Source organism: Blautia sp. CAG:257, from assembly GCF_000433815.1.
Lineage (GTDB): Bacteria > Bacillota > Clostridia > Lachnospirales > Lachnospiraceae > Blautia_A > Blautia_A caecimuris.
This window is the reverse complement of the sequence record NZ_HF999028.1, coordinates 1-660: the sequence shown is the minus strand read 5'-3', so window position 1 is coordinate 660 and position 660 is coordinate 1. Positions and strand designations below refer to the sequence as shown.

The window sequence follows — 660 nt, the reverse complement described above, 5'->3', positions numbered from 1 at the left end:
GAGAGAAAGGAGCTTCTTCTGCACTTATGTGTAAAATTCATGTATCATTGATTTAGTGAATGAAACAACAGCAGGGAAAATTTCATATTGTTACCGGATTGTAATCTCCTTTTGTTATGATAGACTCAACATAACGAAGGGAGACATTTTTATGAAAATATTAGAGACAAAGCATCTGAAAAAATATTACGGTCAGGGCGACATCCTGGTAAAAGCCGTGGACGATATCAGCATTTCAGTAGAAAAGGGCGAGTTTGTTGCGATTGTAGGTACCAGCGGCTCTGGAAAGACCTCCCTTTTAAATCTGCTGGGCGGTCTGGACTATGCAGACAGCGGAGAGGTAATTATCGGCGGACAGTCTCTGCTGAATATGAAGGACGAGGAGCGTACCGTATTCCGCAGAAGAAATATTGGATTTATTTTTCAGAATTATAATCTGGTATCTATGCTGAATGTGTATAAAAATGTGGTTCTTCCAATACGGCTGGACGGAAATAAACCTGATGATGAGTTTATCGGAAAAATACTGAGCCTTTTAGGACTGACGGAAAAATCCAGGAACCGTCCCAATCAGCTTTCCGGCGGCCAGCAGCAGAGAGTGGCTATTGCAAGGGCTCTGGCTTCCAAGCCAAAGATCGTTCTGGCAGACGAGCCTACAGG

Annotated in this window: 1 protein-coding gene; it reads left to right on the top strand. The window is 43.0% G+C overall.

What is annotated here, in order from left to right:
- Positions 1–151 precede the first annotated feature (151 nt).
- Positions 152–660 (top strand): ABC transporter ATP-binding protein (locus tag QVP40_RS04595; RefSeq protein ID WP_288200328.1); only part of this gene is annotated, 509 nt, incomplete at its 3' end.